The organism is Kamptonema formosum PCC 6407 (genome assembly GCF_000332155.1).
In the GTDB taxonomy this organism is placed as follows: domain Bacteria; phylum Cyanobacteriota; class Cyanobacteriia; order Cyanobacteriales; family Microcoleaceae; genus Kamptonema; species Kamptonema formosum.
The window spans coordinates 624,441-650,191 of the sequence record NZ_KB235898.1; the positions used below are offsets into that span (position 1 = coordinate 624,441).

The 25,751-nt window shown below is 45.1% G+C and carries 24 protein-coding genes; 10 read left to right on the top strand and 14 right to left on the bottom strand.

Features of this window, described 5'->3' with window-relative positions; genetic code table 11:
* Positions 1-312: 312 nt before the first annotated feature.
* Entirely contained in the window at positions 313-990 is a 678-nt protein-coding gene (gene surE / locus OSCIL6407_RS0102790) for a 5'/3'-nucleotidase SurE (protein WP_007354638.1), read from the top strand.
* On the opposite strand, the gene OSCIL6407_RS0102795 is transcribed toward surE, so the two are convergent.
* Entirely contained in the window at positions 991-1,977 is a 987-nt protein-coding gene (locus tag OSCIL6407_RS0102795) for a CHAD domain-containing protein (RefSeq protein ID WP_007354639.1), read from the bottom strand.
* A gap of 256 nt (positions 1,978-2,233) precedes the next feature.
* Here OSCIL6407_RS0102795 and OSCIL6407_RS0102800 point away from each other — a divergent pair, with 256 nt between their 5' ends.
* The 3 genes from OSCIL6407_RS0102800 to OSCIL6407_RS0102810 all read left to right on the top strand — a co-directional run bounded on the left by OSCIL6407_RS0102800 (position 2,234) and on the right by OSCIL6407_RS0102810 (position 4,370).
* Entirely contained in the window at positions 2,234-2,956 is a 723-nt protein-coding gene (locus OSCIL6407_RS0102800) for a pyridoxine 5'-phosphate synthase (RefSeq protein WP_026103638.1), read from the top strand.
* 81 nt (positions 2,957-3,037) lie between these two features.
* A complete protein-coding gene (locus tag OSCIL6407_RS0102805) occupies positions 3,038-3,367 on the top strand; it encodes an MgPME-cyclase complex family protein (RefSeq protein WP_007354641.1) in 330 nt (109 codons plus the stop codon).
* Between the two features lie 325 nt (positions 3,368-3,692).
* On the top strand, positions 3,693-4,370 hold the full coding sequence (locus OSCIL6407_RS0102810; protein WP_007358057.1) for a hypothetical protein: 678 nt from the start codon (positions 3,693-3,695) through the stop codon (positions 4,368-4,370).
* 63 nt (positions 4,371-4,433) lie between these two features.
* Here the strand turns inward: OSCIL6407_RS0102810 and OSCIL6407_RS0102815 are convergent, their stop codons facing one another.
* The 3 genes from OSCIL6407_RS0102815 to folD form a co-directional block, all read right to left on the bottom strand.
* Positions 4,434-4,892, bottom strand: a complete 459-nt coding sequence (locus OSCIL6407_RS0102815) for a divergent PAP2 family protein (RefSeq protein ID WP_007358056.1) — start codon at positions 4,890-4,892, stop codon at positions 4,434-4,436.
* Between the two features lie 15 nt (positions 4,893-4,907).
* Positions 4,908-5,834 carry a geranylgeranyl diphosphate synthase CrtE gene (gene crtE / locus OSCIL6407_RS0102820; RefSeq protein WP_007358055.1) on the bottom strand — a complete coding sequence of 309 codons (927 nt, stop codon included), beginning with the start codon at positions 5,832-5,834 and terminating at the stop codon, positions 4,908-4,910.
* A 356-nt stretch (positions 5,835-6,190) separates the two neighbouring features.
* Entirely contained in the window at positions 6,191-7,066 is an 876-nt protein-coding gene (gene folD, locus OSCIL6407_RS0102825; protein WP_007356261.1) for a bifunctional methylenetetrahydrofolate dehydrogenase/methenyltetrahydrofolate cyclohydrolase FolD, read from the bottom strand.
* Positions 7,067-7,154: 88 nt separating this feature from the next.
* Here folD and OSCIL6407_RS0102830 point away from each other — a divergent pair, with 88 nt between their 5' ends.
* Complete coding sequence (locus OSCIL6407_RS0102830; RefSeq protein WP_019486899.1) at positions 7,155-7,577, top strand: hypothetical protein; 423 nt, start codon at positions 7,155-7,157, stop codon at positions 7,575-7,577.
* Positions 7,574-7,834 (top strand): hypothetical protein, encoded by a 261-nt coding sequence (locus OSCIL6407_RS0102835; protein WP_026103639.1) that lies wholly within the window; start codon positions 7,574-7,576, stop codon positions 7,832-7,834. Before OSCIL6407_RS0102830 ends, OSCIL6407_RS0102835 begins: the two co-directional genes overlap by 4 nt.
* Here the strand turns inward: OSCIL6407_RS0102835 and OSCIL6407_RS0102840 are convergent.
* The 3 genes from OSCIL6407_RS0102840 to OSCIL6407_RS0102850 all read right to left on the bottom strand — a co-directional run bounded on the left by OSCIL6407_RS0102840 (position 7,784) and on the right by OSCIL6407_RS0102850 (position 13,133).
* Positions 7,784-9,190: a family 2B encapsulin nanocompartment shell protein gene (locus OSCIL6407_RS0102840; protein WP_007358456.1), complete on the bottom strand. Its 1,407-nt coding sequence runs from the start codon at positions 9,188-9,190 to the stop codon at positions 7,784-7,786. The genes OSCIL6407_RS0102835 and OSCIL6407_RS0102840 overlap by 51 nt on opposite strands.
* Positions 9,191-9,337: 147 nt before the next feature.
* Positions 9,338-10,747, bottom strand: a complete 1,410-nt coding sequence (locus OSCIL6407_RS0102845) for a family 2B encapsulin nanocompartment shell protein (RefSeq protein ID WP_007358457.1) — start codon at positions 10,745-10,747, stop codon at positions 9,338-9,340.
* Between the two features lie 88 nt (positions 10,748-10,835).
* Complete coding sequence (locus OSCIL6407_RS0102850) at positions 10,836-13,133, bottom strand: family 2 encapsulin nanocompartment cargo protein terpene cyclase (protein WP_007358458.1); 2,298 nt, start codon at positions 13,131-13,133, stop codon at positions 10,836-10,838.
* A 162-nt stretch (positions 13,134-13,295) separates the two neighbouring features.
* Between OSCIL6407_RS0102850 and OSCIL6407_RS0102855 the strand changes: the two genes are divergently transcribed.
* Positions 13,296-13,760: an NUDIX hydrolase gene (locus OSCIL6407_RS0102855; RefSeq protein ID WP_007358459.1), complete on the top strand. Its 465-nt coding sequence runs from the start codon at positions 13,296-13,298 to the stop codon at positions 13,758-13,760.
* On the opposite strand, the gene OSCIL6407_RS0102860 is transcribed toward OSCIL6407_RS0102855, so the two are convergent.
* The 4 genes from OSCIL6407_RS0102860 to OSCIL6407_RS0102875 all read right to left on the bottom strand — a co-directional run bounded on the left by OSCIL6407_RS0102860 (position 13,757) and on the right by OSCIL6407_RS0102875 (position 19,897).
* On the bottom strand, positions 13,757-16,651 hold the full coding sequence (locus tag OSCIL6407_RS0102860; RefSeq protein ID WP_007358460.1) for a WD40 domain-containing protein: 2,895 nt from the start codon (positions 16,649-16,651) through the stop codon (positions 13,757-13,759). The two genes, OSCIL6407_RS0102855 and OSCIL6407_RS0102860, sit on opposite strands and share 4 nt — an antisense overlap.
* A 76-nt stretch (positions 16,652-16,727) precedes the next feature.
* Positions 16,728-17,549: a C39 family peptidase gene (locus OSCIL6407_RS0102865; protein ID WP_007358461.1), complete on the bottom strand. Its 822-nt coding sequence runs from the start codon at positions 17,547-17,549 to the stop codon at positions 16,728-16,730.
* Between the two features lie 94 nt (positions 17,550-17,643).
* Entirely contained in the window at positions 17,644-19,212 is a 1,569-nt protein-coding gene (locus OSCIL6407_RS0102870) for a C39 family peptidase (RefSeq protein WP_007358462.1), read from the bottom strand.
* A 319-nt stretch (positions 19,213-19,531) separates the two neighbouring features.
* Positions 19,532-19,897, bottom strand: coding sequence for a transposase (locus tag OSCIL6407_RS0102875; RefSeq protein WP_007358463.1), 366 nt, complete (start codon positions 19,895-19,897; stop codon positions 19,532-19,534).
* A gap of 141 nt (positions 19,898-20,038) precedes the next feature.
* Between OSCIL6407_RS0102875 and OSCIL6407_RS33870 the strand changes: the two genes are divergently transcribed.
* The 3 genes from OSCIL6407_RS33870 to OSCIL6407_RS0102885 all read left to right on the top strand — a co-directional run bounded on the left by OSCIL6407_RS33870 (position 20,039) and on the right by OSCIL6407_RS0102885 (position 22,575).
* The gene (locus tag OSCIL6407_RS33870) at positions 20,039-20,254 is read left to right on the top strand and encodes a hypothetical protein (RefSeq protein WP_007358464.1); all 216 of its coding nucleotides are present in this window, start codon (positions 20,039-20,041) and stop codon (positions 20,252-20,254) included.
* A 450-nt stretch (positions 20,255-20,704) separates the two neighbouring features.
* Complete coding sequence (locus OSCIL6407_RS0102880; RefSeq protein WP_007358465.1) at positions 20,705-21,772, top strand: hypothetical protein; 1,068 nt, start codon at positions 20,705-20,707, stop codon at positions 21,770-21,772.
* A 26-nt stretch (positions 21,773-21,798) separates the two neighbouring features.
* Positions 21,799-22,575, top strand: a complete 777-nt coding sequence (locus tag OSCIL6407_RS0102885; protein WP_007358466.1) for a hypothetical protein — start codon at positions 21,799-21,801, stop codon at positions 22,573-22,575.
* A gap of 51 nt (positions 22,576-22,626) precedes the next feature.
* Here the strand turns inward: OSCIL6407_RS0102885 and OSCIL6407_RS0102890 are convergent, their stop codons facing one another.
* From OSCIL6407_RS0102890 to OSCIL6407_RS0102900, 3 genes are all read right to left on the bottom strand, one after another.
* Positions 22,627-24,177, bottom strand: a complete 1,551-nt coding sequence (locus tag OSCIL6407_RS0102890; protein ID WP_007358467.1) for a UDP-N-acetylmuramoyl-L-alanyl-D-glutamate--2,6-diaminopimelate ligase — start codon at positions 24,175-24,177, stop codon at positions 22,627-22,629.
* A 33-nt stretch (positions 24,178-24,210) separates the two neighbouring features.
* Positions 24,211-24,516 (bottom strand): glutaredoxin family protein, encoded by a 306-nt coding sequence (locus tag OSCIL6407_RS0102895; protein ID WP_007358468.1) that lies wholly within the window; start codon positions 24,514-24,516, stop codon positions 24,211-24,213.
* 130 nt (positions 24,517-24,646) lie between these two features.
* Positions 24,647-25,732: a tetratricopeptide repeat protein gene (locus OSCIL6407_RS0102900; RefSeq protein WP_007358469.1), complete on the bottom strand. Its 1,086-nt coding sequence runs from the start codon at positions 25,730-25,732 to the stop codon at positions 24,647-24,649.
* Positions 25,733-25,751 lie beyond the last annotated feature (19 nt).

Consider the following 25,751-nt stretch of genomic DNA (forward strand, 5'->3'; position numbering starts at 1 on the left):
TCAAACCGTCAGCATCAGTAGCAGGTTAGTTCGACGAGCAAGCATTTATAGAGTTTGCACTACTATAATCTCTGTCCATGAGTCCAGAATAATTTATCAGCATCGCCCACCCTACAACTCCCAAAAATCAAGCTCTCAACTGCTAAAATTAAAAATTAAAAATTAAATTTTAAAATCTTAATTTTTAACGTTTAATTTTTAATTGGATGTAGCTATAAGTTACAGTATTGAGGCAGCGAGCGTCCACCCTACGTTTAATTGCTAATTACGACTAACAATTAACCACTAACCACTAACAATTAACAATGTAATATGACTTTCATTTTAACCAATGACGATGGAATAGATGCACCTGGCATTCAGGCATTGTTGAAAGCAGTAAATGACAAAGTATTTATAGTTGCTCCTCAAGGTCAATTATCTGGTTGCGGCCATCAAGTTACAACTCACATTCCTATTCATGTCGATCGCCGCTCCGAATTTGAGTATGCTATTGGCGGTACGCCTGTTGATTGCGTTCGCGTTGCCTTAACTCACGTTTGTCCTCAAGCTAAATTTGTGCTGTCTGGCATTAATCCGGGGGGCAATTTGGGGGCGGATATCTATATCTCAGGGACGGTGGCCGCTGTCCGCGAGGCGGCGATGTTAGGTATACCCGCGATCGCAATTTCTCACTGGATTAAAAAACCTCTAGCAATTGACTGGGATCTGGCAACTCGCTGGACATCTCGCGTTTTAGCAGAGTTACTCAATCTTCCCCCAAAACCGGGTAGTTTCTGGAATGTAAATTTACCCCATTTGCAACCGGGTACACCAGATCCACCTATTGTTTTTTGCCCGCTTTCTACGCAACCTTTGCCCGTAGAATATCGGATTGAAGGGGAATATTTTTATTATGTTGGGGAATACGGGAAACGCCCTCGCGCTCCCGGTACTGATGTGGATGTGTGTTTCTCTGGCAATATTGCCGTGACAGAAATTAACTTGTAATCAGGATTCTATAGCCCCCACCGTTGGTCGAATCAATTCTGAGCGGAAATTTTGCCGAATTTCAGGAGTAAGATACCGCCGCTGCAAAAGTTGCCATTTCTGCCAAGATTCAAAGCGACTTTTTGCCATAATTTCTGCTAAGGTGGGAAGCTGTTTCTGGATATCAAAGTCAAATATATCAGCTAGAAATTCTCCTAGAACTTCACTGTCTTGAATATCCCCTAAATATTCTTGAATGGCTTTGACATCTCCGAGATAAGCTTCGTAAGTCTCACCGTAAAATTCAGTAAATAAACTCATTAAATAGCGCACTCGTTTAGCTTGTTTGCGGAGATCGTGAAGAATTTCCCCTCCTTCTGTCAATTTCTGTTCTAGGATTTCCGAAGTCATATCTTCGTGGATTATAATCTCTCCTTCCTCCTCTGTCACACCTATTAACCAACCCGGATGCAGAAACATTTCGCTGACTTGAGGTAGTAGTAAATCTGGCAGGATATCCTCAATTGGTAACTGTGCGATTCCATGATAGCGCGGTTCTTCTAGCCAATCTCGCAGCGATTTTTTAAATAGTTGGTAATGTTTATTTTCCAAGATTGCCCGAACTTTTTTTAAAGCGCGGTGCCGATCTTTGAGCAAGTGCAGCAAAGATTTATCTAATATTTCTTGTTCTTTAGATGGCAAAATTGGATAATAGCGTTTCTGGAGGCTTTCGAGCATCACATCTAAATCTCGGAGTTCTCCTAAAACACGAGATATTTTACCAATTCTTTTCTCGTTGGCTTCTTTTGGTAGATCTATAACAGGAGCAAAACCCGTCACCGCAGAGCGTAAACGTCTCATGCCGACGCGCATTTGGTGTAGTTCTTCGGGGTCTCGATCTGCGAGCACTTCGGCTTCGTGAGCTATGATTTTCTCGAAATATTTCTCAATTGCTTGGGAAGCTGCTGCTCCGAGAGTTTTTAGTTTTGACGATGCTTGTGCTTTCATAGCGGGTAGGGTGACAATCCTCTGTCTTCAGAGCGAGCGTGAGTTTAAGTTGGAGAGATTAACGATAAGAAATTTTATTATACTACTTTTTTGAGGGTCTAGACACAACAATTATACTTAGCTAACACAAAAACAATATTGACAGAAGAATATTTTTTGGGTTTAACTCTTTAAATAGCCATCTACCTATCAAAAGTGACAGCTAATGAGGTAAAGTAAGAGGCGAAAAAGTCTGGACATGACAGAGAGGTTGAGAGTGCCTACACTTGGCGTGAATATAGATCACGTTGCCACGATTCGGCAGGCCCGCCGGACGGTGGAACCTGACCCTGTAGCAGCGGCCGCTTTAGCAGAATTGGCCGGTGCTGATGGTATTACTGTGCATCTGCGGGAAGACAGGCGGCACATTCAAGACCGGGATGTTCGTGTTTTACGACAGACGGTGATGACTCACCTGAATTTAGAAATGGCTCCCACTGATGAAATGGTGGCGATCGCTCTCGATATCAAACCGGACTACATTACTCTGGTACCGGAACGCCGACAAGAGGTGACAACGGAAGGAGGACTTGATGTCGCGGGGAACCAGCAGCGGTTGAGTGAAGTTGTGGATAAGTTACAAGGTGCTGGCATTCCCGTCAGTATGTTCATCAATGCCGAACCTATCCAAATTGAGGCATCGGCGGCGATCGCAGCGCAGTTTATAGAATTGCACACGGGTATCTATGCTGAGGCTAGTGCTGAAGCCAACCGGAAAAGGGAGTTAGCTGTATTGGCCCAGGGATGTCAGTTAGCGATCGCCTCCGGTCTTCGAGTTAACGCCGGTCACGGTCTTACTTACTCAAATGTTCACCCAGTAGCCTCCCTTGAGGGTATGGAAGAACTCAACATTGGCCATACCATTATCAGTCGGGCCGTACTAGTTGGTTTGGAGCGGGCCATCCGCGAAATGAAACAAGCTATGCGAGGCGAATTTTGATGATTGTTAACTGTTGACTGTTAACTGTTAACTGTTAACTGTTAACTGTTGACTATTGACTGTTTTTTATTACTAAGGAAAATGCAAACCTACTACTACGTTTTAGCTAGCCAAAAGTTTTTGCTTGAGGAAGAACCTTTTGAAGAAGTTCTTAAAGAGCGAACTCGTCATTATAAAGAACAGGAAAAAGAAATTGATTTTTGGTTGGTGAAGCAACCAGTTTTTCTAGAAGCACCGAAAATGGCAGAGATTAAGGCAAAATGTCCTCAGCCCTCTGTGGCGATCGTTTCTACCGATCCTCAATTCATTACTTGGTTGAAACTGCGATTAGAATATGTAATCACTGGCGAATTTGAGGCTCCCTCAGAAACAATTCCCGATGCTATAGCATCAATGGAGCCATCTATCTAGGGGCTAGGGGAAGAAGGGGCTAGGGGCTAGGGGCTAGGGACTAGGGGAAGAAGGGGTAGAGGGTTAGGGGTTAGGGCGTGTTTTCTTGCCTATAAATTTGATGTAGGGGCTCAGCATTCGGGCGATAAATTTCTGCTAAAAACCAGTATAGCAACTGCCACAACGGTTAAGAGACTCGCTCATGACCCAAACCATTAACTCTCTTCCCCGTTTTCCCTTCTTTCCGTTCTTTCCGTTCTTTCCCTAGCCCCTAGCCCCTAGCCCCTAGCCCCTAACTGCTTTGGCAGTTGCTATAAATAGGTTGACTTTTCAATTCTTGGATGGGATGACAATTTCTAAATTCCACTTCTCAACTTTGAAACTGAGGCGATCGCGAATTTTAATTAATTCGGCTGCGATCGCCTTGGCAGGCTTGACAATTTTACCAAATAATGCTCAAGCGCAACCGACCTGTCCCCCCCCTCAGCCGGGAGAATATTTGTTGCTAATTGTTACCCAGACAGCGGAGCAACAGGATCAAGCCAAGCGATCGCTGCCACAGAACGCCAACAACATCACCATTTGCCGTTATATCAGCGATACCGTGACGCGAGTTGGTGGGTTTAGCAATCCCCAAGCCGTTAACGAATGGGCTCGGTACTTCCAAGAAAGAATAGGGCTACCAGCCTATGCCGTACAGCCAGGGGTTGTGCCCACCCCTCAAACACCACCACCCAACAATCCTGTATCTATTAACCCCGGCTTCAAACCTCAACCTCTTGGGGTTGGCTATGCGGTATTAGTCGATTACGTCAATCAGCCCGAATTAGCGGCGCAAGTGCAGCAAGCATTAGGCAGACAACTAGCCTTAGTATCTTACGACCAACGCTCTTACTTGCTAGCAACATATACCACCGATGGGAATGCAGCCACATCTACGCTGCAAACACTAAGCGATCGCGGATTTTTAGCAATGTTAGTAGACAGCCGCCGCGTCACTCTCATCAGCCCTACAATCAAATAAATTAAAAGTTAAAAATTAAAAAATAGTCACCCAATTTTTAATTTTTAACTTTTAATTTTTAATTTAATAAGCCGGCCCAGCGAGTAAAGAAATTGTCACCCCCAACCCTAAGCCTACAATTACTTGAAAAGGAGTGTGACCGAGTAATTCCTTAAGGCGATCCTCATTAAAGTGTTGGTTTTCAGTAAAAAACTCATCAATAATCTGGTTGAGGATGCGAGCTTGCTTGCCAGCAGCTTGTCGGACACCAGCCGCATCGTACATGACGATAATCGCGAAAATCAGCGCGATCGCAAACTCAGGAGAGTCCCAACCTACGGTCTGTCCCACCCCAGCAGCCAAAGCGCCAACAAAAGCCGAGTGAGCGCTAGGCATTCCCCCAGTCGTCACCAAGTAACGCAGATTAAACTTGCGATTTTTGACTAACTCAATAGGGACTTTTAAAAGCTGAGCCATCAGGCAAGCGAACAGAGCCACCACAAGCACTTGGTTATGTAGGACATTGCTGGAAATTTCCTGCATAGTAATTTGGTATCCCTAATGAGTGCGGTTGGTAATAAAATCTGCGATCGCTAACAGCGGTTCGGCTTTTTCCCCAAAAATGGTCAGCTCAGCCTTAGCCGCCTCCACCAACTGTTTAGCACGGCGTTTAGATTCCTCAATCCCCCACAAACTGGGATAAGTCACCTTCCCAGCCTGCACATCCTTACCAGCAGTTTTTCCCAGCTCCTCTTGAGTCGCCGTAATATCCAGAATGTCATCCACAATCTGGAAAGCTAACCCAATATTTTGAGCATAACGAGATAAGCGCTGCAAATCAGTGGGCTCAGCACCAGCAAGTATAGCCCCACAAACCACACAAGCTTCTAGGAGTGCGCCAGTCTTATGAGTGTGAATAAAATTGAGAGTTTCCTCAGAAACATCTGAAACTCCCTCCGACTCCAAGTCAACCACCTGTCCTCCAACCAATTCCGCAGCTCCCACAGCGCGGCCCAAACGGGCTACAACCTGCAACACCTGTTGAGGAGGTACATTCTGAGTTTGAGCAGCAATGAACTCAAAAGCATAAGCTAAAAGACCATCGCCAGCCAAAATAGCTATATCCTCGCCATAGACCTTATGGTTAGTCAATTTGCCGCGTCGATAATCATCATTATCCATCGCTGGCAAATCGTCGTGGATTAGCGACATCGTGTGACTCATCTCAAAAGCACAAGCCGTCGGCATCGCCATTTCCACAGTCCCGCCAAGCAGTTCGCAGGTTGCCAAACACAGAATCGGGCGCAACCGTTTACCCCCCGCCAACAGCGAGTAGCGCATCGCCTCGTAAATCTTCTCAGGATAGGTGACGGGAACGGCACTATCGAGAGCCGCCTCGACCGCCGCAGCACGCTCAGCTAGGTAAACCGATAGGTCGAAAGAGGATTCCGGTTGGGGCGAATGCGTTTCACGTACCAATACCATCCCTTGCTCTCTTGTAATTGTTGTAATTTACGGTAAATTGAGCCGCAAACCAGCCGCTAGAATTGGCACTTAAGCCCTATGCGCTGGAAAGGCAGTACCCAATTTAACCATTTTACGGGTCTTGTGGTACAGAAGCACTAAAACTGTTGTTAACGCTTATATGGTTAATGGTCAATCGTCAGTAAGTAGAAGGAAGAAGGAAGAAGGAAGAAGGATTTAGTTATCTAGGAGAGAAGGAAGAATGTTTATACAGTCAGCTTTTTAGCCATCCCGATCTTATGTTTAATTAGGTGGATTTACTTAACTGTTAACCGTTAACCGTTAACCGTTAACAGTTAACCGCTAACCGTTAACCGTTAACCGTGATTATTTTCCCAACTCCAAACTGTATTCTGCAACAACATTGCCACAGTCATCGGGCCAACACCTCCGGGTACAGGAGTAATAAATTCCGCCACTGCTTGCACAGAATTGAAGTCAACATCTCCCGTTAAACGGCTAGAACCATCCTCTTTAACAACGCGGTTCATCCCTACATCTACTACTACAGCACCAGGTTTAACCATATTAGCGGTAACGATTTCCGGGCGACCGACAGCAGCAATTAAGATATCCGCTTCGCGGGTGATAGATTCTAAGTTTTGCGATCGCGAATGGGCCACAGTCACAGTACAATCAGCTTCCAACAGCATTAAAGCCATCGGTTTACCCACAAGAATACTGCGGCCCAAAACTACAGCCCGTTTTCCCTTCAAATCAATGTCATATTCCTGTAACAGCCGCATCACCCCCGCTGGCGTACAACTTCGCAAACCCGCCTCCCCCCTTACCAAACGGCCCAGATTCATCGCGTGAAGCCCATCAGCATCTTTATCAGGAGCAATTTGATAAAGTAGGGAAATCGCGTCTAAGTGACCAGGTAAAGGCAACTGTACTAAAATCCCGTCCACTCTCTCATCTTGATTGAGAGTTTGAATCGCTTGTTCGAGTTCAGTCTGAGTTGTATCAGCCGGAAAGTGCTGCCCGAAGGAAGCAATGCCAACTTTGGCACAGGCTAGTTCTTTGTTGCGGACATAAGTTGCACTCGCTGGGTTTTCGCCAACCATCAACACTGCAAGCCCTGGAGGGCGACCTTTTTGGCTTTGTAGGGAATGGACGCGCGAGATTAGCTCTGATTGAATCTTTTGTGCTAGAGCTTTACCGTCTAAGATGTGGGTAGTTTTGGCATCCATGATCGTAAATTATGGGCTAGGGGCTGACGATTTTAGATTTTAGACCTTTGTCTCTTCTATAAAATGTCCTGCTACTGACTTTTAAGCAATGATTACCGCAATCAAACCAGTGTGGGTTCAGGCATTCCGCATTGCCCCCCTATCGCTAATACTTTTCGGTGGGCTGTTCAGTTGCGGGAATTTGGCTAACTCTCGCCTAACTCTGGATTTCAATGCCAACAGCATTGCTGACATTCAACAAAAACCGGAACTAGAAGCCAAAGTTTACCTCAAAGGCAAAGTTGAAAGCCGCGCCCCTTTTTTGGGGACAGGTGCATATCAACTTCAGGATAATACAGGCAGAATTTGGGTTTTAACTAAGCAAGCTGTACCGCAAATTGGAGAACAAATGGTAATTAGAGGGTTGGTACGCTATAAAGGCATTACGTTTAAGGAATTAGCAGGAAAAGATTTAGGTGAGGTTTATATTGAGGAAATCGAACAATTAAAAACCACTCCGCCTAGTGGTTGAAGAAGGAAGAAGGAAGAAGGAAGAGGGAAGAAGGAAGAAGGAAGAGGGAAGAAGGAAGAAGGAAGAGGGAAGAGGGAAGAAGGAAGAAGGAAGAGGGAAGAAGGAAGAGGGAAGAAGGAAGAAGGAAGAAGGAAGAAGGAAGAAGGAAGAGGGAAGAAGGAAGAAGAAGAAGGAAGAGGGAAGAAGGAAGAAGGAAGAGGACTCGCTTAGCGCCCGATTTCAACGTCTTCGAGAATGCCAAGTGCGTCAGGTACTAAGACGGCTGCGGAGTAGTAGGCAGTAATTAGGTAAGAAGCGATCGCCTGTTCGCTAATACCCATAAATCTCACCGACAAACTCGGTTGGTATTCATCCGGGATACCCGTTTGGTGTAGTCCGATTACACCCTGATCTTCTTCTCCAGTCCGCAATATCAGAATAGAACTGGTCTGGTTCTTAGTAATTGGAATCTTATTACAGGGAAGAATGGGTACATTGCGCCAAGTAATTACCTTACTCCCATTCAGATCGATGCTTTCCGTTGAGATACCCAGACGGTTGCACTCCCGACTAAAAGCCGCAATGGTTTTAGGATGAGCTAGGAAAAACTTCGATTTCCGACGACGGGTAATCAATTCATCTAGATCGTCAGGGGTAGGGGGGCCGCTGCGGGTGTAGATCCGCTGTTTCAGGTCAGCATTGTGTAGCAACCCAAATTCACGATTATTGATCAAGTCGTGTTCTTGCCGTTCCCGCAATGCTTCAATCGTCAGCCGCAGTTGTTGTTCCGTCTGATTCATCGGTTCGTTATACAGATCGGAAACGCGAGTATTGATTCGCAATACAGTTTGAGCAATGCTTAACGGATATTCGCGGGGGGAGAGTTCGTAATCTACAAAAGTCCCTGGTAACTGGGTTTCCCCAACATGACTCGCAGACAAGGCGATCGCAGCTTCCCCGTACTTATTCTGTGGTTGTTGGGCACTAATTCTCACCTGTTCAACGTGAGTCTGCAACGCCTCTGACTGGTTGAGCACTTCCAGAAATGCCTGTTGCGGTAGCGCCAATACCGTGCATCGGGTGACAGCCTTGATGGTGAACTTCCAAGTGCTTTCCGGTTCCAACAACGCCCGATCGCCGAAATGGTCGCCATCTGCTAGCCTATCCAGCAGAGCTTCCTCGCCATACTTGCCAGCAACAGTTTTATTAACTTTGCCATGAGCGATCGAGAACAAGCGATCGGCTCTCTGACCTGACTCTACGATGATGTCACCAGGTGCAAACTCCTGTTGCACAAACCTACTCGCTAAGGCGCTCAATACCTCAGTGTCGTTAAACCCTCGCAGCAATGGCAACTGACAAAGTTCTTGGGGAATTACTTCAACTACCGTTCCGGTGTTGGCGAAAGTTAGCCTGCCATCAGCCACCGTATAATTTAACCGACGGTTCAACCGATAAGTGCCACCCTTTGTCTGCACCCAAGGCAACATCTTCAACAACCACCGAGGCGTAATTTCCTGCATTTGCGGTGCAGATTTGGTTGTTGTTGCCAAATTTCTGGCGGCGGCTGTTCCCAAACTCAGTTGGGGTTGCTGACCTTCAACATCTAAACCGCGATCGTTAGAATACGTCATTACCTCATCCTTTACTAACAAAAGTGCCTACTCAAAGAGTTAAGAGGTTAAGGCAATAACACTTCGATCGATAAGTTAATTACGCTTAAAATCGAGCGTAATTACTTATTGACAAAAGTCGTTTACCTTAACCTCTCTCAGGAATGTTTAGCGCCCGATTTCGACATCTTCGAGAATACCGAGTGCGTCTGGGACTAGCACGGCTGCGGAGTAGTAAGCAGTAATCAAGTAGGAGATGATCGCCTTTTCGCTGATGCCCATAAAGCGGACAGACAAGCTAGGTTGGTATTCATCGGGAATACCAGTTTGATGTAAACCAATCACCCCTTGTTTTTCCAAACCAGTGCGGAGTAAGAGAATGGAACTGGTGCGGGTATTGCTGATGGGAATTTTATTGCAGGGGAATATCGGTACACCGCGCCAAGCCGTCACTTGAGCGCCGTTCATATCTATGCTGGTGGGATAGACACCCAAACGGTTACACTCGCGACCGAAGGCTGCGATCGTGCGGGGGTGAGCTAGGAAGAATGCTGGCTCTTTCCATACCGTTGCTAGCAATTCGTCTAGGTCGTCGGGGGTAGGTGTACCGCTACGGCTGTAGATGCGTTGTGTGAGGTCGGCGTTGTGCAGTAACCCAAATTCCCGGTTGTTGATCAACTCGTGTTCTTGACGTTCCCGTAATGCTTCGACTGTCAGCCGCAATTGTTGCTCGGTCTGATTCATCGGTTCGTTGTAGAGATCCGCTACGCGGGTGCTTACTCGCAACACCGTTTGAGCGATGCTCAACTCATATTCGCGAGGGGAAAGGTCGTAATCAACGAAGGTTCCTGCCAAGGGAGTCTCTTCACGATGACCCGTCGCTACCTCAATGGAGGCCTCACCTTGGGCAGTCTGTGGCTGTCTGAGGCGATCGCGGAACTTCTCAACATGAGTTCTCAATGGCTCAGACTGAGCGAGCGACTGCTCAAATGCCTGCTGGGGTAGTGACAACACGATGGTGTTGGTAATAGCCTTGAGCGTGTATTGCCAGGTATCCTCCGACTCCACCACAGTTTCATCGCCGAAATGGTCGCCGTCGGCGAACACATCTAATACGATTTCCTCGCCATACTTACCAGTACCAATTTTATTTACCTTGCCATGAGCAATGAGGATCACGCGATCGGCAGATTGACCCAGCTCAACGATCGTGTCGCCAGCGGCGTACTCTTCCTGTAAAAACTGGTTTGCCAAGACAGTCAACACATCAAGGTTGTCAAACCCTCTCAGTAAGGGCAACTCAGTAAGTTCGTGGGGAATCACTCGCACCGTTGCGCCAGTGTTGGTAAAAGTCAATTTTCCATCACCGACGGTATAACTCAACCGACGGTTAACGCGATATACACCACCCTTAGTCTGCACCCAAGGCAATAATTTCAACAACCACCGGGATGTAATTTCCTGCATCTGCGGTGCAGATTTGGTTGTTGTTGCCAAATTTCTGGCGGCGGCTGTCCCCAAACTTAATTGGGGTTGTTGACCTTCAACATTTGCACCAGGATCGTTAGAATATGTCACAAATTAATCCTCTATTTTCTAGTTACTAACAAAATTAAATCGGTTTTACTTAACCGATTGCAGACAAAAGAACCCACAACATAAAAACTTATTTTCCTACAAAACGATCGGAATTATTCAATGGCATCTTACCAGAAAAACTGCTGGCACCAACTAAGGATGTAAGCCGTGCAGCCGAGGTGCCAAATCCTGTGGGGCCGTTGAGCAGCCGCACAATTGGAGAAGCACTATTACGCAATTCAAATTCTTTATAACGGTCTACCGTTATATGCCATTTGAGTACGCCGCACATCCAATTTTCTAGTTTCTTAACGTATCCCAGCAATTTCTCGCGGGTACTTTCATCCAGATTGAAATCGTCTAATAGGGCAGGCAATTCAGTATCAACAATGTGTTGATACTGTTGTGCCCTCGCCGTCATCAAATTGTTAACAATCTCGACAGCTTGGGGTAGATCGCAGTTGAGGAAATTCTGCACCACCAGTACGATGTTATGGATTTCGCCCTCGAATTCGATTTCTTTCTGGTAGGAGAAGATATCGTTAGTAAAACAGGCAAAATCGGCGGCAGAATTTTCTAGCGATCGCATTGACCTACTGTAGTAAATCTCCATCGGAATCTCGCTACCCTGAGATAGTCGAGACAGGCTCATTGTCAAATCCGAGCCAAAGGTCTTCCGACGCATTTCGATATAATCTATCGGGTCAGGAATCCGATTTTGAATTTGGTTGGCCAGTTCCCACACCCAACTATCAGTCATGTCCTGAATCGCGCGGCGGAACTGAGTCCGGGCGTTAGAGGACATCGGGCCAGCAGTGCGAGACCAAATATCTGCCAAGCCCCGTTCGACGGGATTAGTCGGTACAGCCGGGGGTGTGGAGTCATCGAGAGGCATAAACGCTGACAGTCGGGCGTTAAACACTTTCGCACCAACCATGTCGCGGTTATTCCCGTAGAGTGCTGGGAAGTAATCATCGGCATAGGTTCCCCATACCAGCCAGCACGCACTTAGATTTAGCTCATGTTCAGACCCATGAGGATGGATCAATGCACCGCATAGGGCAACATCGGCAACATCGAACTTGTGGTCATTCCAGATAAAGGCATCAGGAATGCCCGGTAGGGATTCTAGCATCCCCATTTGCCGCGCCCATTCCTTAGAATGCTTCCGCGCAGCATCCAGATTGGGATTCAAGCTGGTAGAGAACGGCATATAAAACTTGGGCAGTTTCACTGGCCCTACAGCCTGGTATGGAACGTGAGTAAAGCTCTTGAACCTTCCCAAACCCAAGGTGGTGTATAACGATTCAATCCGCGCAGCCGATGTGCCTAGCCCAGTGGGCCCGCCCGGAAATAGCGGCGGTTTCTGAGAATTGTCCGCTTCTTTGTTCATGTAGCGGCTAGACCTCATGTGCCACTCGTGACCGCCCGATTGCCAGTCTTGAAGTCCTTTGATGTAAAGGAGAACGCTCACACGAGCCGCTGGGTCTAGTCCGTGCTCCTCAAACAGGGGAGGCAATTCAGTAACCGCAGTGTTATCGAACTGGTATAGCCGCGAGGTGAGCAGTTCGTTGGTGAGGTTAGCTGCTTCTTGGGTGCTCACATTCAAGAAGCGCTCTAAAACCAAAATACAGTTGGCGTTCTCGCCTTCATCTTCGACTTCTCTCTGGTAGGAAAAAATATCGTTGCGAAGGTGAACTCCATCGGCAAATGTGTCTTTGAGTACCCGCATGGGGCGAGTTGCAGCAATTTGGGCCGGAACCTCTACAAAGGCGGCGTGTTCGACGAGATCCGCTGACCAAGGTGCGCCGCCAACTTTGCGCCGCATCTCGATGTACTCAATGGGATTGGCGACCCGATTTTGGTTGATATTGGCGAGTTCCCACAGAGACTCTTCCAGAAGGTTTTTGGTACTCTCGAAGAACCGCAGCCGCCAGTCCACAGACTTAGTAAAGGCGGTGCGAGACCACAGGTCAGCTAAGCCGCGCTCTACTGGATTGGTGGGTAAGGAAGGGGTATCGGTGGGGTGTATCGGCATAAATGCGGGCAGTCGGTGGAGATACTCCTTTGCCCCAGTCATGTCTTGGGTACGTTTATAAATTTCAAGGAAGTGATCGTCGAAGAAGAATACCCAAACATACCAATCGGTTACTAAGTCAAGTTCTGCGCCCGGTGCATCTGGATGGGTGTAGGAGCAAAGCAAGGCATAGTCGTGGGCATCGAATGTACGTTCGTCCCAAATAGGTTCGTCTTGAGATTCTTCTTCTGAAGCAAGTATCCCCATCTCGTAGGCCCAGGCCTTAGAATGTACTCGCGCCGCTTCTAAGTTTGGGTTCAGCCGCGCCGGCCAAGGCATATAAAAATCCGGCAGTTTAAAGGGTTGCATAAATCTGCACGTAACCTTCTATCGGGTCGTCGTTGCTGTTTTTGGGCTCAACCATAGTTAACTATAGTATTGTCAAAAATATGTTATCTGTTACATTTTTTAATGCTGGGGGAATGCTATAGCAAATGTGGCTTAAATTAAGAACTAATTAAGAAGTAACTAATGACAAAGAATCAAGTTGAAGTTGCGATCGCGATTTTGTACAGGGATGGCAAACTTCTGTCGCAGTTACGAGATGATATTCCCGGAATTGCTTACCCTGGATGCTGGGCTCTATTTGGCGGACATATTGAACCAGGAGAAACCCCGGAAATTGCTCTAAAACGGGAATTACAAGAGGAAATAGGTTATGATGTCCTTTCTGTTTACAAGTTTGGCTGCTACACAGATGTAACTGTTATCCGCCATGTTTTCTATGCACAACTTAGTGTAGATGTCAAGGATTTGGTGTTAAAAGAAGGGTGGGATATGGCATTGTTAACGCCTGACGAAATTAGGGTAGGTAGCCGTTATTCAGAAAACGCTGGGATGGTGCGATCGCTTGGGAAGCCTCACCAGCGTATCCTGTTAGATTTTATCGAAAAAAATCCACAACTTTTTAGCTTAGCACTTAAGCACAAAGGTTAATTTTTGGGGACTAATCCTAAAGCCTCTTGCTCTTTTGTCTTTTTAATACCATCACACAGAGTGCGATCGTGTTCCTCAATTTTGGGATTAGTCTTGAGATAGTCGCGTAGCGAATCGCAGCCGCGCACCAGTAGACTATTAATATCAGTTGAACGCTCCGCAACTTCCAGTTGTCGAAGACTTTCCAAAGTCCAGAGAATCACCGTTTTATCAGCAGAAGCCGATGCTAGTTTTTGACCATCCGGGCTAAAAGCTACTGCTAGCACCCAATCCCGATGCTCATCAAGAGTTGTCACCAGCTTACCATCTAAGTTCCAAATTCTAACAGTACCATCTTTACTGCCTGCGGCAATAAGTTGGTCAGAGTCCCCAAAAGCCACATCAAAAACCCAATCCTTACTTCCTTCAAGAGTTTTGTAAGGCGTAGTTTCAAACAATCCTTTAGCATTCAATTGCCACAATTTTACAAGTTTATCGCCAGCAGAGGTAGCCAACATATTGCGCTTTGAATTGAACATGAGAGCATTGATCCACTCGCTATGAGCCCGGAATTTTTGCAATAAATTACCTTCTATATCCCAAAGGTTAACGTTACCATCACTGCCCACAGTCACTAATTTTTTACTGTCCTTTGTGAAAGTCACGTCTGTAGCTTCAGGAAGATGGTCATCCATGCTTTTTAACATAGTTCCATCTTTCAGGCTCCACAATTTCACAGTACCATCTGCGCTCGCTGATGCCATAAGTTTCCCATCAGGAGAAATACTGATATTGTTAACAGTAGAAGTGTGTCCTACAAATTGCATGAAAGGGACAGCCAGAGGATTTTTTAAGGCCTCATTCAGATTCCAAAGCTGCACCGTATTATCATAGCTCGGCGTAGCGATCGTTTTACCGTCCGGGCTAAAGTTTACATTGGTAAGTCCCGCCCCATAGTTAAGATTTCTGAGCAAAGAACCCGTAGAACTCCAAAATTTTATAGTATCATCTACGCCAACTGAAGCTATCAGTTTACCATTGGGGCTGAATCTCACACCTTTGATCCCAGATCGATGCCCTTGAAGAACTTCGACTAACGTACCTTGGATACTCCGAAGTTTAATAATACCGTCGGTGCTACCAGAAGCAATTGTGCTGCCATCGGGCGAGAATCTAATGCTTTTAATACCGCCATTACTGCCCTGGAAAGTTCTGATTAAAACGCCGCTAATGTTCCATAGTTTAATAGTTTTATCGTAACTAGATGAAGCTATAGTTTGACCGTCTGGAGAAAAACTTACGCTCCGCACCCAGTTTGTATGAGCCTGGAGAGTTATGTACGGTAAATAATGGGGAACTGTGGAGGAAGCATCTCCTATTAAATAAGATTCTTTAATTTCTTCCTGCCTAATTTGAATCGGATTTTCGTTTTTCCAAAGCTTGATATTATTGTCAGCAGCAGCAGTAGCTATTGTCTGGCTATCTGGGGAAAAATTCACTTCCCAAACTCTATCTCTATGACCAGAAAGAGTTTGTATAAGTTCACCTTCCAATGTCCAAAGTTTAACAGTTTTATCGCTGCTAGCTGTAGCAATTAATTGACCATCGGGACTGAAAGTTACGCTATTGATATCACGAGTGTGGGCGGCTATAGTTTTAAGTAATTCGCCCTTTAAACTCCACATTAATAGGTATCCATTGGTAGTACCACTCACAATTATTTTGTCACCGGGACTGAAGGCAACACCGCGAACAGGTTCTTTGTGCTGAAGAGTAGCAACTAAAGTACCGTCTATTTTCCATAGTTTAACAGTCTTGTCAAAACTGGCAGAGGCTATTAATTGACCATCGTGCGAGAAATTCACGCTCCGCACGGCTTGTGCGTGGGGAAGTGTAGCAACTAAAGTGCCGTCACGCTTCCAGATTTTTATACTTCTGTCGTGACTTGCCGATGCAATCAGATTGCCATCGGGGGAAAAACTTAGGCTGTTAACTTCGGCAGTGTGTCCCTCAAAGCGGTTTTTTTCTTGTACTTTAAAAACCGCTTGACGTAGACCATCTCTAGTCAAATTCTGAAGCTTTTCTGAGGCATTTTTGGTCTTTTGTAATTGTTTAGCTGCTTTGATACTTGCAGTCATCGCATCTAGCTGATCCTCTGTCAGTAGCTTGGCTTGAGATAAGGAAGTAAGAGCTTGAATTTCCTGTTCTCTGGCAAAGTTTCGCTGGTGAATAGCTTCTTCACGCTGTCCTAGTGCTACTGCTGCTAATACGACACAGGCAACTAAGCCAACACCTACTGCTCCAATTGTTGCCCTTTGGCGCTTGATTTCGCCTTGACCGCTAGCGATTAAATACTGGGTATGTAGGGGTGTTGGTTTGGGTTCTTTATTCGTGCTTTCTTCAATCCAGCTTTCAGCTTCTCTTAAATCGCTTCCTCGCAATAAGAAACTTACATCTCGGTTTTTCTTGTCCCACTCAATTGCTCTGAGTTGCAGTCTAGTATGAGCTTTGACATGGGTAAGATCGGTATCGATTGCTGCTATTAGAGTTTTAAAATGGGCATCAAAATCGCAGTCTTCAGGAAAGGGAATAAAATTGAGGGAACGTATGGCTGGATGTACAGTTGAAGAAGGAGTCTTTCGATACATTATCGGCAGCAACCGTTTATTATGCAGTACAGCGTGTTCTATCTCTTCTAAACAAGGTTTAGAGGTTACAGAATCGGGACTGATAATAAAAACAAAATTCTGCGATTCTTCAATGCCTATATACATTTCCTTTCGCCAATCTGCTGTTAGCGGAATATTTTTCTGGTCAAACCAGACCTCTCTTTGTTCTTGGCAAAAACTGTCGAAAAGTTTTTGGACAAACTCCAGATCCTTACGGGAGTAGGAAATAAATGCTTCTTTCATTAAACAAAACCCTGAAACTACTAAAAACTAATAGTTAACAGTTAACAGTTAACTGTTAACTGTTAACTGTTAACTCTTACTTAGAAACATAGTGAATCCATAAATCTCCATCAGAACCACAGACCTGTTTCATCATTCCGTAGGTGTAAGTTAATCCTTTACCACTAACACTTGTTTCGTATCCCCACTCATACCATTCGCCATAGGGATCGTTGACAATCCACCCTTTGTCGTTGTATCCAACAATTGTGATAATGTGTCCAGAACGAGTGAACCAACCATGAGCAATACAAGGATTTCCTGCTGCCAACCACTTTTTAACATCTCCCCATTTAGCATCAGGTTGAAAGTCATCTTTATAACCGTAAATTTCAATCAATTTAGCTAAGTCAGTGGGGGAATGTCGCGATAGTCCATTGTCACTGCAATAGCGGTATAATTCATCTTCCAACTGTTCGCCACTGGGACTTAAACCTTGATGCCCAAAATACACTAGGCACATGGCAACGCTAGTGACGTTACAAGATCCGTGAGGGTTTTGTTCGTTGTTGAGTTGACTAAAGTAGGGAATGGGTAATTGAACGCTAGAGGGGTTTCCGGTTGTTTTTACAACTGTTGCTGTTGCTGTGACTGCAAGCGCACCGCCGTTAGCTACGGCGGTTCCCGTTGCTACGCTTATTTCACCGCCTGTTGTGGTCATTACTGCGGTGGTTGTTGTTACAATTGCCCCAGTTGCTTGCTGTTCTTCAGGGCTTTTCCAGATTTTTACAAATTCGGCATCTTCTCTCAAAAGATGGGGGTGAGTTCTGTCTAATTCTGCTTGGAGAATCTTGAGAGCTTTCTCTTGATTTGGTTCGCCTTTGTAGTATTTAGCGATGTTAACTAAAGAAATAGTCATCTGAATGCACCTCTGATTGATAATTTTTGAGTGGTGAAGGTTAACTGTTAACTGTTAGCGGTTAACTGTTGGCGAGAATTTGGATAATTTGTAATTAACAAAGACTGGCTTGTAGATGTTGGACTACTGGCCAAAAATGATCCCAACCATTGAGACCACCATTTACTAACTGCCGGACTCCTTTCCAGTCAGCTTCTTGGGCTGCTTTATCTACCTCGCGATCCCAAAAATATTCGATCAGAATTTTGGCGGCAATGTCAGGATCTAAAGCTAATTCTGGGTTTTCTTCTAATTTCACACCCAATTTTTTGCCGTAGGATTTATAATTCGCCCGACCGGTAATTTGGATGAAACCACGCCCGTGATAACGCACTCCATCACCAGATTGGGTATTACCCAAATCATCGCGACCTTCATACATATCAGTGAAATAATCGTCGTCACCCCATTCGTTAATCGGCTGGAAACCTGCGGTTTCTACGCCGATGGTAGCGAGGGCAGCAATTAACGTAGCTTTGGTAAGGATGCCTTTGGCGTGGAGTCCTTTCATTACTCCCGGTAGATAGGTTTGAGCATCTTTAAGTGGGCAATTGAGAATAACGGAAGTGAGTGCTGGGGAAATCATCTCCAGTAAGGGGTCAAAGCCTGGTACTGTTGGCGCTTGAATCAGTTGTTTGGCAGCGGCGGGGGTGATTTGATCTTCGGGAGCTTTGAAGGCTTTGTTAAAGCGGGCGATCGCGGCTTTTGTTGCTTCTCCACATTTGCCATCGGCTTGGCCTACTGGTATTTTTAGCGATCGCAGTCGGATTTGAATTTGTTTAATTAAAGCTGCTTCTTTAGCTGCTTCTTCTATAGCAACTGGCTGACCACTCTTCAAAATGTCTTGTAGCGTCATTCCCGATTTGGGCGTGGCTGGTTGACCTGGTTTGCTGGTGTTTTGCCCGATTTTGCCAGAAACATAGTGAATCCACAAATCGCCGTCTGTGCCGCAGACATCCTTCATCATTTCATAAGAGTAGGTTAAGCCAGCACCGCTAACGCTGGTGTCGTAACCACTGCTATACCATTGTCCATAAGGATCGTTGACGATCCAGCCTTTCTCGTTGTAACCCCGAATTTGGATGATGTGTCCAGAACGGGTAAACCATCCATGTACTATGCAAGGTTTCCCAGACTCTAACCACTTTTTGACATCTCCCCACTTTGCCGCTTCTTGAAAGTCGTCTTCATAGCCGTAGATGGTCATGAGTTTGTCTAAGTCCTGGGGGGAATGCCGGGAGAGACCGTTGTCGATACAGTAGCGGTATAATTCGTCTTCTAACTGTTCCCCTGTTTTCGGATTCATTAAAGGATGACCGAAGTAGGCCATGCACATTGCTACACAAGTGACGTTACAAGACCCGTAGGGATTGTTTTCGTTGTCAAGTTGGCTGAGGTAAGGAACGTTCAGTTTAACTGTACCGCCGCTTTTGGTGGTGGTGGCTGCGATCGCTTTTTGTTCTTGGCCCGGTAGAGGTGTCCTCCAGGCTTTGATGAAGTCTGAGTTCTCTTGTAGCAAGTCTGGCCGGACGGCTAGAATTTGCTCTTGCAGTCGCTCTAGTGCTTTAGTTTGGTGAGGTTTACCTTTATAGTATTTAGCAACATTGATTAATGAAATAGACATTTGATTCGATCCCTATTGAATGGATTGATTTCTGTTTTCTGCTAGTTTGATGCTACAAATCGAGGCTGAGGAAGCTTAGTCTGGGAAAGCGATCCTGTGCCTTGAATTGGTGTTAATTTTCCGGGGCAAGAGCTACTTGGAAAATTTTATCTATCTTGCTTTGCCTATATTCCTCCTGATAGATATTTCTATTGCAGTTTTTATGCTACTCATTGTTAGATGGTTACGTCACTACCGCTAACTAGGACAGTAAAAAAATCTGCTTGCTTTTTGTTGGAGGATTTAAGTATTGGAACAGTAAACTCCTATATTTAGATGCTTAAGTTTTATTAATTCCTACGAGAGAATACAGGAGGTCTTGTTCTTCGATCATGGCTTTGCGAATCCGTACTAGCATATAGGAAGCTGTATTTTTGTTGACTTCTATCTCCTGGGCTAATTTGCGAACGCTGATATTTCCTGTTGTCAAGACAAGTTGAATAGCTTGATACCACTTTTGGAGATCGATGTGAGTTTTATGAAATAGGGTGCCAACGGTAACGCTGTAGGAAGTAAAGCAAGAATTACAGTGGTATCGAAGTTCTTTTTTAATGGGGGTAGAATTGGTGGAACCGCAGTAGGGACATTGCGGTTTACCGCCCCAGCGAATTTCTTCGAGATCGGAACATCGTTTTATTTCTGGCATAAAAAATTTAGCCGTCTCGCTGAAGTCGGGAAAATAAGTTAATCCGATTTTGGATGCAAAAATCCGTGATTTTGAATTGCATCCAAAATCTCAAATTTGTGAAGAGTAGTTTTTACTCTTGCTAATAGTTTGGGTGTTTAAATGCAGACAGATCGAAGTGCGATCGCTTTGCACGGCAGTTCTACTGAACTAAACTACATTCAACACTTATGGCATCAAGGTTGTCCGGGTTCGAGTGTCGAGGGCGGCACTGCGATCGCGCGTTTTTATGAATCAACCTCCAAATTGATTTTGTGTGTGGGGTGTTGCCCTACTTTGAGACATACAAATAGCATAATATGTTATTTGTATGTTTAAATAACGTACAACCATTTTTCTGCTGTGTCAATAACAGAGGTGAACCATTTTGTTAAAACAGGTCGAGAAAAGCGGGTGAGTTACCTGGGGGGAAATACCCCTCATCTAAAGTGCGATCGCCTATGGCTACTGATAGCAACCGCTTTTGTCAGTTAGGGGCTAGAGACTAGGGCTTTCTTGCTAGGGAAAGAGAAGAAAATAGAAGAAAAGTAAAAGTTATAGCAATTAAAAAAGTCCACTAATGCTAGCGGTTGCTATAACTAAAATCCTTCTTCCTTCTCTCCTAGATCGCTAAAATCCTTCTTCCTTCTCTCCTAGATAACTAAATCCTTCTCCTTCGGCTATAACTCGCGCAGTACATCGCCGCAAATTAGGATAATGGTGATGAGACTCTGTACTCCAACTCCGGCGTGCAGACTTAAACCATACTCATTTAGGAGTGTCGGCAAAGTGATATCACAAGAAAAAAAGCAAAGATTTTCCGAACTCCTGAAGTACATTCGCGGTAACGACGGTGTTAAGAAGTTCGCGGTTCGCTTAGAGATCAAATTGCCAACTTACAGTGCTTGGGAAACAGCTAGAGCTTTTCCCAGCGATGAAATGTGGGAATTTCTTCTCCCTAAATTGTCGGAGTTGTCTGGTTTCACTCCTGAATTAATAGAGCGCTATTTGCGTGGAGATTATGAACTAACAGATTTAATTGAAGGAACTGCCCTAGAGGGTTTATTGCCGAGATCCAGAGCTGTAATTACGTTCCCCAAATTCCGAGCCTGGTTGCAGGAGCTTACCTTAACTGAACTAATTCAGGTTTTGAAAGATACTGGTGAACAAGCAGGGGATTTGGTGTCGCGGCTGCCCAAAAGCGGACTGTCTGCAAACTTGCCTGAGCAAAATAGGGGAGGAATATCTGGTAGGAAGCAACAAGAAACAACACTGATGCCTTTTGACGTTAATCAGCTCAATCTTAGGGGGGGTAGTGCCAAGGATTTGCAAAGGTTTCAAGTAAACCCGATCGATCGGGAAACTGTAGCCAAAATTATTTTTGAACTTGCCGAAAATTTGCCGTTGGAAAAATTGGTGCAGGTGGATAATCGGCTCCGTGACCTGATATTTTTCAAACTTCAGGAGCTAGGTTTACTTGAAATGAAAAAATATCAAAACAATCCTTTTTACCTTTTAATGGAACAATATAGAATTGAGCAGGGTTTAAGCTATGAACAATTTGAGGAGCGGCTGCTAAGGGAAGGAAGAGAAGCTGGCTTATATCCGAGCCGAATTTCTCCTATTGTCAGGGGCAAATTATTACCCGACGATCGAGAACTTTTGTGGATGGGGATTTTCATCAAAAAACCAGATGGAAGTCTTTACGAACACGAAGAACTGATTGCACTGCGGGATGGGATTTCGTCATCAGCTTCCTCAGAGGAAATCGAACCTCATATTTCTCCTGAGAACCATACTCACCATTTAGGACATGGTGAGATCGATTGCGAGGTAAATGGAAAGCGTTTGGATTGAAGTTAGATTAAATATCAGGGTGTTCTATGCGGGAATATCAAAGTGACAACAGTGAGGAACTGCAACTAGAAAGAGAATTTCAGGCAACTTCTAATTATTTAGTAGGTTCTCTGCTCTGTAAATTTCTTCCTACTGCCAGCCATCAGGTCTTAGAAGGGGTGAATATCGAATTGATAACTAATACTAGAACTTTGCGCTTTGATTGTCCTTCGGCAATTGTAGCCGCCCGTATTTTCAAAATGTCTAAAGTGATTTCTTTAGCTATCTATGGGCTCAAGGAAACTATGAAACTGGGATTTATCCCCAAGTTGGAAATTGTATGTGCTGGACAGCAGTTCATACCCAAACTTAATGCTGAAAAGTTAGTGAAGGATTGTTTTATGACAAGTAGTCACAATCAGCCTATGTCAAATATTGCAACTTCCGAGCTAGATTTGGATTTGAACGATCTCTATCGACACCAGAATCCGATTTACATTACCCAGATGTCTGACCAAAAGGTTTTGTTTGCAAATCGCGCGGCTTTGCTGTCTAATAACCGTTCTGCTGGAGAGGTTGTAGGTAAGGAAATTACAGCACTTTGGGATGATGATATACTCAATGAGCTGATGCTTCGTCTAGAAAGGGATAGGCAACTTTGGCAATATAATTATCGCGGATATCGTTGGTCGCAAGAACCGGCTTCTCCTATTTGGCGGCGCGATCGCTATATGTTTGTAGCTAATTACAAATTAGTAGAATTCTTGGGTTCTGTTTGCCGATTTTGCACGATTACTTCCGCAGAAAAAATGGTTAATAATTAATTGACTCAAAGGCAAAGATTATGATATAATCTTTGCCTTTGAGTCAAAATATTATTTCATTCTTTCATTTAGGGCTAATCTCGCCTGTTCTCTGTCGTCGAAGTGGATTTTTTCAGTGCCCAGAATTTGATAATCTTCGTGACCTTTTCCTGCAATTAATACGCCATCTCCAGGTTTGGCTTCGAGAATAGCTGTGCGAATTGCTTGAGCGCGATCGCCAATAACTAGCGGCTTAACTTCAGGGGCTATTCCTGTTAAAACGTCTTGCAAAATTCGCTCTGGGTCTTCAGTGCGGGGATTGTCAGAGGTGACAACAGTTACATCTGCCAATTCTGCCACGATTTTACCCATTTTCGGGCGCTTGGTACGATCGCGATCGCCACCGCATCCAAACACGCAAATCATCCGCCCCGGAATAAACGGCCGCGACGCTTTTAGCAAGTTTTCTAAGCTGTCGGGAGTATGGGCATAATCCACAATCACGCTAATATCTTGAACGGGGCTAATTTGCACCTTTTCTACCCGCCCCGGTACTCCGGGAAATTCTGGTAAATTGAGTACAATTGCGCTCAATTCTAAACCTAAATGCAATCCCGCGCCAACAGCAGCCAGCAAATTTGATAAGTTATACTGACCTACCAATGGCAAGTAAAAATCAGCTTCACCTTTGGGAGTATGCAGTATTCCTTTCACACCATTAGGCTCATATTTTAAGTCAGAAGCCCATAAATCTGCTTTACTATCGTTAGTGCTGTAACTCCAAACTTGCTCAGAATTTAAGCTGTCAATAATCCGCCGCCCGTAGGCATCATCAGCGTTGACAATAGCGCGACCTTTGAGATAATTGGAACTAAACAAAAGCGCTTTAGCATTAAAGTAATCCTCCATGTCGCGGTGATAATCAAGGTGATCTTGAGTTAAATTCGTAAACACCGCAACCTCGAAGGGACAACCAAGCACTCGACTTTGTGCTAAAGCGTGAGAACTAACTTCCATAATCCCAAACTTAGAGCCAGCTTCTACTGCTGCTGCTAGCTGTTTTTGCAGTTCAACTGCAAAGGGAGTCGTGTGAATTGCTGTTTCTTGAAATCCCGGCCAACGGGTGTAAAGCGTGCCGAAAAGTGCAGTCGGTAACTCAGCTTTGCTAAGCAAAAATTCGATTAAATGAGTAGTCGTAGTTTTGCCGTTAGTACCCGTAACGCCAACAAGTTTGAGCTGATTTCCAGGGTAGCCATAAAAAGCAGTAGCGATGTGGGCGCAAGCTTGTGTCATATCAACGACGGGGATAATACAAGGAACCTCCCCCTCGCTCCCCCGCTCCCCTGCTCCCCCGCTCCCCCGCTCCCCTGCTCCCCCGCTCCCCTGCTCAAGAGCTTTCTCTGCTGCTTGAGTGGAAACTAGGGCGGCGATCGCACCAGAAGCGATCGCACCTTGCCAAAAATCTCCTCCGTCTACCCGCGTCCCTGGCATTCCTAAAAATAAATCTCCCGGTTGACAAGCATGGGAATTAGTCGCCAAACCCTTTACCTGGGAGTCGAGGGCGGGGTGAGAGATAGAAAGGGAAATATTTGGAATTGTTGCTAATAATTCTTTAAGTTTCATAAGTCAAAAACTCCTCACATCTGGATGTTGCGTTTATTCTGCATCGGGAATCTGTAAATATTTCTGTAACATTTGTTCCAATTGCGCGACACTGCAACGGGGGGAAAGCCGGGGTAACAGTTGTTCTGGGCTAGATGCAGCGTCGCCTGTGGAATGTGTATGCGAAGGCTGAACTTTAAACAGGAGTGGGACTTCGTACTGGTAAGCTTGAAACCAATCTTCGCGCGTAGTGATATCCCGAATTTCTAGTTCAAATTTCAGATTTTTAATCTGTTCTAGTTTTTCTTGCAACCCTTCGCATAAATGGCAACCAGGTTTGTTGTACAAAATTAATCGCATAAGAAGGAAGGAGAAAGGATTGAGTTATACCAAATCAAGCTTAAATACCCCTTTATTGTTTAGTCCGCGTAGGCGGACTTCGTTTTTGTAGTAGCGATTTCAATCGCCAAACGATCGATGGGATATCAAACTAACGTTGAAGCTGTTTAAGTATTTCTTGGACTCGTTTGTAATCAAACATTTTCTCTTGTTCCTTGTAGAGTTTTGCGGCTTGTTTCAAATCAGCGATCGCTCCCGATTTGTCTTCTAGAATAGAACGAGCAAGGGCTCTGTCTTCATAGCCCCCAGCATACTCAGAATTGAGTTCTAGGGCGCGATCGCAATCCTCAATGGCTTTTGTGTCTCCCAGCCCAGCGCGAGTATAGCACCGACTGGCGTAGGCATAAGCATTTTCAGGATCGAGACGAATTGACTCGTTGCAATCTGCGATCGCTCCTTGGTAATCTCCCAGTCCACGAGCCCGAGTGTAGCATCGATTGTTGTAAGCCATAGAATTGTTCGGATCGAGCTTAAGCAACTGGTTGTAATCCTCAATTGCTCCCTGATAATCTTTGATGGTGTCGCGAATCAGGCCTCGGTTCAAGTAAACGCTAGAATTGTTCGGATCGAGCTTAATTACCTGACTATAATCCTCAATTGCTGCCTGATATTCTCCCAATTGAGAGTAGAGATCCCCCCGAAATCCATAGACTAGGATATTATTGGGATCGAGTTTGAGCACCTGATTGTAATCCTCAATCGTTCCTTGATAATCTTTGAGTATGTAGCGGATTGTACCCCGCAAGAAATAAGCATAGGCATCAGTTGGGTCGAGCCTAATTACTTCGTTTAAATCCTTAAGGGCACCTTGAAAGTCTTCGTTAGATAACTTCTCAACTGCCTGTCTTCGGTAGTCATTAACATCTAGCAATTCTATATCTTTGCGTGCGGCTTGCTGAAATTCTCCCGCGAGTTGACGATTTGGTAACAGAGGTGCGATCGCTAATTTACTATCAGCATTAGCTGGAACTGGGAGTGTCAGAGGAGCAAGCAGAGCAATTGTTATCAGTAGTGGTTTGAGCAAATATACTCGTAGAGGCGAAGCCTGCGGACAGAAAGTCCTTGGGTAGCAACCATAAATTATCTCCCCGAAGGCTGTGCCCCGATCGCATGGGGATATTTCCTGCTCTCGGCTGCTGCGCGATCGCGAATTAACGGCTAGAATTTTTACTTTCATCTTTTTATTCGCCTTTTAA

Bases quoted from the DNA above. Each gene is read 5' to 3' on its own strand.
- OSCIL6407_RS0102870 (WP_007358462.1), bottom strand. From the start codon at position 19,212: ATGTCTATTTCATTAATCAATGTTGCTAAATACTATAAAGGTAAACCT.
- OSCIL6407_RS0102890 (WP_007358467.1), bottom strand. From the start codon at position 24,177: ATGAAACTTAAAGAATTATTAGCAACAATTCCAAATATTTCCCTTTCT.
- OSCIL6407_RS0102830 (WP_019486899.1), top strand. From the start codon at position 7,155: ATGATTACCGCAATCAAACCAGTGTGGGTTCAGGCATTCCGCATTGCC.
- crtE (WP_007358055.1), bottom strand. From the start codon at position 5,834: ATGGTATTGGTACGTGAAACGCATTCGCCCCAACCGGAATCCTCTTTC.
- OSCIL6407_RS0102795 (WP_007354639.1), bottom strand. From the start codon at position 1,977: ATGAAAGCACAAGCATCGTCAAAACTAAAAACTCTCGGAGCAGCAGCT.
- OSCIL6407_RS0102855 (WP_007358459.1), top strand. From the start codon at position 13,296: ATGACAAAGAATCAAGTTGAAGTTGCGATCGCGATTTTGTACAGGGAT.
- OSCIL6407_RS0102895 (WP_007358468.1), bottom strand. From the start codon at position 24,516: ATGCGATTAATTTTGTACAACAAACCTGGTTGCCATTTATGCGAAGGG.
- OSCIL6407_RS0102805 (WP_007354641.1), top strand. From the start codon at position 3,038: ATGCAAACCTACTACTACGTTTTAGCTAGCCAAAAGTTTTTGCTTGAG.
- OSCIL6407_RS0102850 (WP_007358458.1), bottom strand. From the start codon at position 13,133: ATGCAACCCTTTAAACTGCCGGATTTTTATATGCCTTGGCCGGCGCGG.
- OSCIL6407_RS0102875 (WP_007358463.1), bottom strand. From the start codon at position 19,897: ATGCCAGAAATAAAACGATGTTCCGATCTCGAAGAAATTCGCTGGGGC.
- OSCIL6407_RS0102860 (WP_007358460.1), bottom strand. From the start codon at position 16,651: ATGAAAGAAGCATTTATTTCCTACTCCCGTAAGGATCTGGAGTTTGTC.
- OSCIL6407_RS0102885 (WP_007358466.1), top strand. From the start codon at position 21,799: ATGCGGGAATATCAAAGTGACAACAGTGAGGAACTGCAACTAGAAAGA.
- OSCIL6407_RS33870 (WP_007358464.1), top strand. From the start codon at position 20,039: ATGCAGACAGATCGAAGTGCGATCGCTTTGCACGGCAGTTCTACTGAA.
- OSCIL6407_RS0102815 (WP_007358056.1), bottom strand. From the start codon at position 4,892: ATGCAGGAAATTTCCAGCAATGTCCTACATAACCAAGTGCTTGTGGTG.
- folD (WP_007356261.1), bottom strand. From the start codon at position 7,066: ATGGATGCCAAAACTACCCACATCTTAGACGGTAAAGCTCTAGCACAA.
- surE (WP_007354638.1), top strand. From the start codon at position 313: ATGACTTTCATTTTAACCAATGACGATGGAATAGATGCACCTGGCATT.
- OSCIL6407_RS0102840 (WP_007358456.1), bottom strand. From the start codon at position 9,190: ATGACGTATTCTAACGATCGCGGTTTAGATGTTGAAGGTCAGCAACCC.
- OSCIL6407_RS0102810 (WP_007358057.1), top strand. From the start codon at position 3,693: ATGACAATTTCTAAATTCCACTTCTCAACTTTGAAACTGAGGCGATCG.
- OSCIL6407_RS0102900 (WP_007358469.1), bottom strand. From the start codon at position 25,732: ATGAAAGTAAAAATTCTAGCCGTTAATTCGCGATCGCGCAGCAGCCGA.
- OSCIL6407_RS0102865 (WP_007358461.1), bottom strand. From the start codon at position 17,549: ATGACTATTTCTTTAGTTAACATCGCTAAATACTACAAAGGCGAACCA.